Annotated in this window: 5 protein-coding genes; 1 reads left to right on the top strand and 4 read right to left on the bottom strand. The window is 73.5% G+C overall.

The features are described from left to right. Positions 1-78: 78 nt before the first annotated feature. The 4 genes from LZF96_RS19765 to LZF96_RS19750 are packed head-to-tail and all read right to left on the bottom strand — an operon-like array spanning position 79 to position 7,578. Complete coding sequence (locus tag LZF96_RS19765) at positions 79-2,382, bottom strand: lantibiotic dehydratase (protein ID WP_233874446.1); 2,304 nt, start codon at positions 2,380-2,382, stop codon at positions 79-81. Between the two features lie 20 nt (positions 2,383-2,402). After that, positions 2,403-3,716 (bottom strand): pyridoxal-phosphate dependent enzyme, encoded by a 1,314-nt coding sequence (locus LZF96_RS19760; protein ID WP_233874443.1) that lies wholly within the window; start codon positions 3,714-3,716, stop codon positions 2,403-2,405. Next, on the bottom strand, positions 3,713-5,248 hold the full coding sequence (locus LZF96_RS19755; protein WP_233874440.1) for an amino acid adenylation domain-containing protein: 1,536 nt from the start codon (positions 5,246-5,248) through the stop codon (positions 3,713-3,715). Before LZF96_RS19755 ends, LZF96_RS19760 begins: the two co-directional genes overlap by 4 nt. Beyond that, positions 5,248-7,578 (bottom strand): lantibiotic dehydratase, encoded by a 2,331-nt coding sequence (locus LZF96_RS19750; RefSeq protein ID WP_233874437.1) that lies wholly within the window; start codon positions 7,576-7,578, stop codon positions 5,248-5,250. The genes LZF96_RS19755 and LZF96_RS19750 overlap by 1 nt, the downstream gene beginning before the upstream one ends. Before the next feature lie 195 nt (positions 7,579-7,773). Here LZF96_RS19750 and LZF96_RS19745 point away from each other — a divergent pair, with 195 nt between their 5' ends. After that, positions 7,774-7,983: an MbtH family NRPS accessory protein gene (locus LZF96_RS19745; protein ID WP_233874435.1), complete on the top strand. Its 210-nt coding sequence runs from the start codon at positions 7,774-7,776 to the stop codon at positions 7,981-7,983. The last annotated feature ends 204 nt before the right edge of the window (positions 7,984-8,187 follow it).

Here is an 8,187-nt window from a genome sequence, read left to right as displayed (position 1 = left end):
CGACCCGGGGGTCCCGGGTCGGGCGCGACGCCGCGCTCCACGGACTGGACTGCTGGACTGCTGGACGGGGTGCGCGGGTCAGCCCTCCTCCACCGCCACGAACCGCAACTCGGAGGTGTAGCGGCGTCCCTCGTCGTCCGTCAGCCAGGTCTGTTCGGGGGTGGGCAGCATCTCGGTGAGGGTGAGCACCGCTCCCGGCTCCCGGCGGGCGAGCCGGCGGACGGCCTTGGCGAGGATGGTCGTGTAGACCGGGCTGTCGAAGTCCACGTAGAACGGGCGCGGCTCGGTGGGCGAGACAACGAAGACGAAGCGGGGCAGCCGGTGTCGCTCGCGCCACTGCCGGGCGCGGACATAGCGGCGGGCCTCGTTCTTCTCCTCCGCGAAGTCCGCCTCCCCGACGGGCAGTCGCCAGGTCTCGCGGGCGACCACCAGCCGATCGATCGTCACCCGGGGGGTGTGGGGGGCCTCGGGAAGGATGTCGAACAGGTCCATGGACAGAGTGGTCAACGCGTGTGCGAAGACCTCCACCACCGGGAACGCGGTCCCGTCGGGGAGCAGGACGACCGGTTCGCCGTCCCGTTCGACCACCTCGGCCTCCGCGCCTCGGACGGTGCGCGGCCGACGCGGATCGGCGGTGAAGTCCACCAGCGCCACCTGGTAGTCCGTCGGCCGGACGAGGGCGTGGCGGATGCGGCCCGACAGTCGGGAACGGTGTTCCTTGGGCAACAGGGGCATCAGGCGGGGGGCGGGGTGGTCGCGATCGGTCAGTTCGACCAGTTCCCCGGGGTCGGGGTGCTGGTGGACGAAGAGCGAGGCGCCGAGGGTGTTCGCCGCCAGGTGCAGTTCTCCCAGAACGAGTTCGAAGTCCCCCCGCGCCACGGCCTCCGGTTCCGTCGCGGCGATCATGACGTCGGGGCTGAGGTAGCGGGCGGCGGTCCAGCCGGGGCGCGCGCCACCGAAGTACTCCTCGACCGCGCCCTCGATGTCGGACAGGGTCCTGTTCACCCGGTGCGCGTCCGGGGACGGGCCCAGGATCTCCCGCCAGCGCTCTCGGAACTCACCCTGCAACCGGTCCGCGACGTCGCGCGCCTCACCGTGCAGGACGGGCATGCAGGCGAACCAGAAGTCGGCCAGACCGACCGGGCCGTCGGCGGCGAACCGGGCGTGCACGGCGCGGATCCGTCCCATCACCTCCTCCGCGAGCCGGGAGGTCAGCCAACCGGCGGCGGTGAGCAGCGGGTCGAGCGGGGCGAGCGCCTCCCGCACCACCGGTCCCGTGCGCACGGTCGCGGAGCGTCGGGAGTCGGAGTAGACCAGTGCGCGGCAGGGGGCCGTGGACGCCGACTTCTCCCGGACGGCCGCGGTGTCGGTGAGGGTGGTGAAGTCCCTCTCCAACGCGGCCAGTGCGGCCACCAGTTCGTCGGCGTCCCCGGTGTCCCCGGCGACCCGGACACGTTCCCGACCACGCTCCAGGATCTCCAGGGCGTCCAGCCCGCGGTCGCGGAGGGCGGGGTCGCCGACCCCCTCCAGCCACGTGCGCAGCCACCGCTCCGGGTGCGTGGAGGCGGGGACCTCCAGCCGCCACACCACCCACCGGTGGGCCACGAGATCCTCCAGCACCGCCGACACGTCGATCCCCGGGAGCGCGGCCCGGATCTCCCGGGCGGGCCGCACGCCGTCGCACAGGGCGAGGACATCGGCCGTGGGGTCGTCCACGGTGCGCGGGGGACGGCCGGGCAACCGGACCACGTTCCCCTCCACGCGGACGAACGGCACCGGTCGGGGAGCGGTCCACTCGCGCAGGGCCGGGTCCCGGTCCAGGTGTTCCGCCAGGGCGTCCACGGCCCAGCCGGCGAAGTACACCCCGGTGGCCGCGATCAGGCCCCGGCCCGGGTCGACGGCGACCCCGTCGACGGTCGGGTCCCAGCGGCCCCAGCCGACGGGGCCGAAGAAGCCGATGGTGTCGTTCTTCACACAGAACCGCTGCCAGTAGTGCGCCACCAACTCCTCGCGCTGACGCGGCATGCTGGTGCGCCCCGCCGCACTCGGCTCCCACTTCAGGAACGGCGCGATCCCCGTCCGCAACACCGTCGGGTTCTGCCACGCCACCGCCGCACGGAACCGCGGCGAGGCCGCGATCTCCCGCAACCGGCGCGCCGTCGCCACCGCCGCCTCGGTGTGGAGGGCGGTGAACTCCTCCCACGCCTCGCCGGTCGGTTCCTCGTCGGCGGTGAACTTGTCGGCGGCCGCGGCCAGACCCGGCGGGGCCAGCTCCAGCACACCGTCGGCCGGGAACCCGGCGCCGCGCAGCGCGAACTGCTCCCACAGGCGCCGGTGTCCGGCCGGGGTCGGCTCCCCGATCCCCGTCTCGATCTCGGTCATGGTGTTCCGCCTCCTGCCGGTCATGCGTCGGTGAAGTCGGCCTCGATGACATCGGCCAGCTCGGCGGGCGTGGGGTAGGCGAACAACAGTGCGACGGGAACCTCGATGTCGAGTGCCTCCTGAACGTGCGCGGTGATCCGGAAGGCGGTGAGCGAGTCGCCCCCCAACTCGTAGAAGTCACTGTGCTCGTCGCACTCCGGGAGATCGAGCGCCTCGCGGAAGGCGGCCACCAACAGCTCGGTGACATCGGCGGTGGTGGGGCGGGCGTGAGTGGTCACGGTGTCTCCTCGGGGGTCTCGGCCCGGGCGGGCGCGGACGGATTCCCCGGGACGGGCGCCCCGGGGTCGGGCTTCGGGGAGTGGACGTGGGGAGCCCCGGTACGGGGCCGGGTTCGACAGTGATCGGGGGCGGGGGACTGCGGACATCGGCGGCCGTACCCCGTTGCCGCCGGAGACGACGGCCACGGCACGACCGCGCGCGCCGTCCCGCAACACCCCCGCGAGGGCGACGGCCCCGGTGGGCTCGGCCCGGACGCCGTGCCGGTGCAGCAGTGTCATGGCCGCCGTGATCTCGGAGTCGTCGACGGTGATCAGGGAGTCGACGCGGTCGCGGACGATCGGGTAGGTGACCTCGCCGGGACACCGGCCGCGCAGGCCGTCGGCCACGGTGTCCGCCCACGGCAACAGCACGGGGTGACCGACCTCCAGGGAACGGGCGTAACGCGGCAGGGCGGCGGGCTCGACACCGACGATCCGCACCCGGTGGTCCCGGGCCGCCAGACAGACGCCTGCGAGGAGCCCACCACCGCCCACCGGCACGTAAAGGGTCCCGGTGTCCGGCGCGTCGGCCAGGATCTCCGCGCCGACGGTGCCCTGCCCGGCGACGACCAACTCGTGATCGGAGGAGGGCACGAGGGTCGCGCCGGTTCGCTCGGCGAGGGAGCGGGCGCGTTCCTCGCGGTCGACGACATCGCCCGGCACGGTGACCGTCCGGGCCCCCAGGGCCCGGATGAGGGCCGCCTTGGCGGGGTTGGCCCCGGCCGCCATCACCACCGTCACCTCCGCTCCCAGGGGGGCGGCCAGTCGGGCGAGGGCTATGCCGTGGTTGCCCGAGGAACCGGTGACGATTCGCCGGACCCCCGGGCCCAGCAGGGCGTTGGCCGCGCCGCGAATCTTGAACGAACCGCCGTGCTGGAGGTGTTCGGCCTTCAGCAGCAGCCCCGGCAGCGTGCCGCGCAGGACGCCCGTCAGCGGGGTGCGGCGAACGTGTGGGGAGATGCGGGACGCGGCGGCCCGGACATCGGCCGGTCCCAACCGGGTCACGGAGGCGGTCACGACGTCCCCCCGGAGGAGGCCAGGGCACGACGGTCGATCTTGCCGCTGCGGGTGGTGGGCAGGGAGTCCCGTCGCACGAAGCGACGGGGCATCAGGTGTGGTGGGAGGGTGCGCAGCAGGTGGGAGCGCAGTTCGGCGTCCTCCACCCCTGCCGGGACGCCCGTCACGTGGGCGGTCAGGAAGACCCGCCCACGTTCGTCACCGTCCGCCGTGACCACGGCGCCGGTGACGCCCGGGTGGGACAGCAGCGTCCCCTCCACCTCGGCCGGATCGACGCGGTACCCGCGGATCTTCACCTGTCGGTCGGTGCGTCCGAGGTACTCCAGTCCCCGCGGTCCCCGGCGGGCCAGGTCCCCGGTGCGGTAGAGGCGGGCCCCGGGCGGGCCCAGCGGGTCCGGGACGAAGCACTCGGCCGTGCGGGAGGGCTGCCCCCGATAGCCGCGCGCCACCCCGGGGCCGCCGATGAAGACCTCCCCGGTGGCACCGTCGGGCACGGGGACCAGGTCGTTGTCCAACAGGCGCACCGCCACGTGGTCCAGGGGCTCGCCGACGACATCGGCCCCTCCCCCGGCCCGGCGCCGGACCGTCCCGTCGTTCCCCACCTCGCCCACGCGCGGCACGGCGTGGCGGGTCGAGGTCATCGTGCACTCGGTGGGCCCGTACTGGTTGATCAGCTCCCCCGCCACGAGTCCCCGCCCGCCGGCGGCGAGGAAGGGCCGCAGTGACTCGCCGCTGGAGGCGACGAGTCGGACACCGGCGAGGATGTCGGCGGCGTCCGGCTGCCCGGCGATGAAGGACAGGAAGGAGGGTGTCACGCTCAGCAGGGTGTTCACGCCCCGTTCCCGGATGGCGGCGCCCAGGGCCGCGGGACGCATCAGCACCGCGCGGGGCACCACCACCACCCGTCCCCCCGCCAGCAGGGGGGCGAGGGTGTCGCGGAGCGAGGCGTCGTACCCCTGGGGTGCCACCTGGAGGGCGACGGTGTCCGGGCCGAGCCGGCAGTCCCGGACGACGGACCGCAGATAGGCGTCCAGACCGCGGTGCTCGATCAGCACGGGGGCGGGTTCGCCGGTGGAGCCGGAGGTGTGGCTGACGTACGCCGCGTTCCGTCCGTGCGGCCCGGTGAGCACTCCCCGCTCCCCCGGGGGTGCCGGATCGTCCAAGAGCACCGGGGGCCCGGGCACGGGCAGGCCGGCGAGGCGTTCGGCGAGGTCCGCGGTGGTGAGGAGCATCCGGGCCCCTCCGGTGCGCGCCAGGGCCGCGAGCCGGGCCGGGGGCTGCTCGATGTCCAGCCCGAGGAAGACCGCGCCCGAACGGATCACGGCGGCCGTGGCCACGACGGCGTCCGCGCGATCCACGGCGACGGCGCAGACGGTCTCCGGTCCGGCGCCCCGGGAGCGCAATCCGCCGGCCAACCGCTCCACCCGATCGATCAGTTCCCCGTAGGCGGTACTCCCTGTCGGACCGACCACGGCCACGCGGTGCGGGTCGCGGGTGGCCAGGGTGGCGATGTCGTCGACGAAGGTGCGCATCACCGTTCGCCCCCGTCCTCCACGGCCGTGGTGTCGACAGCCACGAAACGCAGCTCGGAGGTGTAGACGTGGCCCCGGTCGTCGGTCAGCCACGCCTGTTCGGGGGTGGGCAGCATCTCGCTGATCCGGAGCCGGGCCCCCGGTTCCCGCCGGGCGAGTCGACGGGCCGCCTTGGCGAGGATGTTGACGTAGACGGGGCTGGCGAAGTCGACGTAGAAGGGGCGGGGTTCGGTCGGGGAGACGACGAAGACGTAGCGGGGCAGGTCGTGTTCGCGTCGCCACCGGCGGGCCCCCACGAAGCGGCCGGCCTCCTGTTTCTCCTCGGCGAAATCCAGCTCCGCCGCGTCGAAGGACCACGTCTCGCGGGAGACGACCATGTCGTCGATGGTGATGCGCGGGGTGTGGTCGCCCTCCGGACGCAGGCTGAAACGGTCCATCACCCGCTGCGTGAGGGCGTTGGCGTAGACATCGAGCAGGGGGAAGACCACCCCGTCGGGCAGGACGACGACCATCTCCCCGTCGCGCTCCTCCACCATGACGTCCGCGCTGCGCAGCGTGCGCGGCCGGTGGGGGTCGCCGGTGTCGTCGACGAGCGCCACGTGGTAGTCCTGCGGCCGGTCCAGGGAGGGGCGGCTGCGGGCGGACCACTTCAGCGGCAGTTCCTTGGGCAGCAGCGGCAGCAGACGCGGGCCGGGGAAGTCCCGGGTCGTCTCGTCCACCAGGGCCTCCCGGTCCGGGTGCTGGTGGACGAAGAGTGAGGCGCCCATGGTGTTGAGCGCGCAGTGCATCTCGCCCAGCACCAGGCCGAACTCCCCACGCTCCACGGCCTCCCGATCGTCGGCCAGCACCAGGAGGTCCGGGCTGATGTAACGGGCCAGGGACCAACCGGCGCCGGGCTCCTCGAACTCCTCCCGGACCCGGTCGGCGATGGTCTCCGACTCCAGCCGCACCCGTCGCACCCCCTCCGGGACCTCCAGCACCCGGGCCCACTTGGCCCGCAGCTCCTCCTGGACGGCGTCGATGTCCGCCCCCGCCCGGGGGTGCGGGGAGGGCAGGCAGGACATCCACAGGGTGCCGAGATCCACGACCCCGTCACCGGCGGCGGCCAGCTTGCGGTACTCCTCGCGCAGCCGGCCCCCCACGACCTCCGCGACGCGGTTGGTCATCCAGCGGGCGGCGGTCAGACACAGACCCAGGGGGGTGAGTCGATCCAGCAGGCCCGTGCCCAGCGTGGCGCGTGCGGCTCGCCGCGCGTCGGAGTAGACCAGCCCTCGGCAGGGGGCCGTTCGCGCGCCCTTGGCGCGCTGGGCCTCGGTGGCGGTGAGGGCGGCGAAGTCGGTCTCCAGCGCCTCCAGGGCACGGGAGAGGGGGGCCGCGTCCGTGCCGGCGGCCTGTACCGCGTCGCGTCCGCGCTCCAGAACGGCGAGGCGTTGCAACGCCTCCTCGCGCAGTTTCCGGTCACCGATCCGCACCAGGATCTCCCGCAGGGCCCGCTCCGGGAAGGAGCTGGAGGGGACCTCCAGCCGCCAGTGCACCCAGCGCCGTTTCACCAGGCTCTCCACGATGCCCGTCACCCGCTCCTCGGACACTCCGAGTCCGTCGGCGATCGTGACCACCGAACGTGTCCCGTCGCACAGCTCCAGAACGGTGCGGTCCTCTTCGGAGATCTCCTGTGGCGGGCGGCCGGGCAGCCGTACCCGCCCGTCGTCGAGCCGGACGAAGGAGACCCGACGCGGTGGGATCCACCGGCGCGTCCGGGGGTCCTCCCATACCGATCGGGCCAACGCGTCGATGGCCCAACTCGCGAAGTACACGCGCGAGTCGGCGAGAAATCCCTCCCCCGGATCCACGGTTACCGTGTCGTGACGGGACAGGTCCCAGCGGCCCCAGCCGACGGGGCCGAAGAAGCCGATGGTGTCGTTCTTCACACAGAACCGCTGCCAGTAGTGCGCCACCAACTCCTCGCGCTGACGCGGCATGCTGGTGCGCCCCGCCGCACTCGGCTCCCACTTCAGGAACGGCGCGATCCCCGTCCGCAACACCGTCGGGTTCTGCCACGCCACCGCCGCACGGAACCGCGGCGAGGCCGCGATCTCCCGCAACCGGTGCGCCGTCGCCACCGCCGCCTCGTCGAAGGCCTCGACGAAGCCCTCCCACTCCGGGCCCGAGGGCTGCCGGTCGGAGTCGAACTTGTCGGCGGCCGCGGCCAGACCCGGCGGGGCCAGCTCCAGCACACCGTCGGCCGGGAAACCCGGCCCCCGCAGGGCGAAGTGCTCCCACAACCGCCACCCCCCGGTGGGCAGCTGCACGTTCTCCGGAACGTCCGGCATGGCGGGACTCCTTCCACAGCGGGGTCGGTGGTGCCTCGGTGTACCGGAACACTGCCGCCGCGCCGTCCCCCTTCACCAGGGAAGGAGCCGCACGGTCGATTGCCGTCGACGCTGCGTGTTTCTCCCTGTCCGTCGTCGCGTTCCCGGCCCACGCTGGTGCCGGACGTTTCCACCGCACCCGGGAGGACCGAGGCGATGACCGACGGCAACGAGACCGGCTACCTGGTCGTGCGCAACGACGAGGATCAGTACTCCATCTGGCGCGAGGGCCGGGACCTCCCTCCCGGTTGGCACGCCGAGGGCACCTCCGGCACCCGGCAGGAGTGCCTGGACCACATCGGGCGGGTGTGGACCGACATGCGCCCCCGGTCGCTGCGCGAGCGCATGGCGGCGAGCGCCGGCTGAGCCGACCCACGGCCACGGGCCCCGACCTCCCGGACACTTCCCGAGGGGACGGGGCCCGTGGTCGTGGGTGAGCGCCCCCGGCGCGGGGCGGGGGCGGGAACGACCGGGTGGGAGACGTTGTGAGGTCTCCCCAACCTCGTTTAGTGTCCGTGGGGTTGCCACCTGTTGGTCCGGGGGGATCGGGGGTGGGGTAGGGGGCCACAG

It is taken from the genome of Streptomyces sp. ST2-7A (assembly GCF_021390475.1).
In the GTDB taxonomy this organism is placed as follows: domain Bacteria; phylum Actinomycetota; class Actinomycetes; order Streptomycetales; family Streptomycetaceae; genus Streptomyces.
Note: the sequence above shows the minus strand (reverse complement) of the source record. Positions and strands in the feature narration are given on the sequence as shown.

What these genes read in the sequence shown, in the direction of transcription:
- LZF96_RS19750 (WP_233874437.1), bottom strand. Translation starts at nt 7,578, where the DNA reads ATGCCGGACGTTCCGGAGAACGTGCAGCTGCCCACCGGGGGGTGGCGG.
- LZF96_RS19755 (WP_233874440.1), bottom strand. Translation starts at nt 5,248, where the DNA reads ATGCGCACCTTCGTCGACGACATCGCCACCCTGGCCACCCGCGACCCG.
- LZF96_RS19765 (WP_233874446.1), bottom strand. Translation starts at nt 2,382, where the DNA reads ATGACCGAGATCGAGACGGGGATCGGGGAGCCGACCCCGGCCGGACAC.
- LZF96_RS19745 (WP_233874435.1), top strand. Translation starts at nt 7,774, where the DNA reads ATGACCGACGGCAACGAGACCGGCTACCTGGTCGTGCGCAACGACGAG.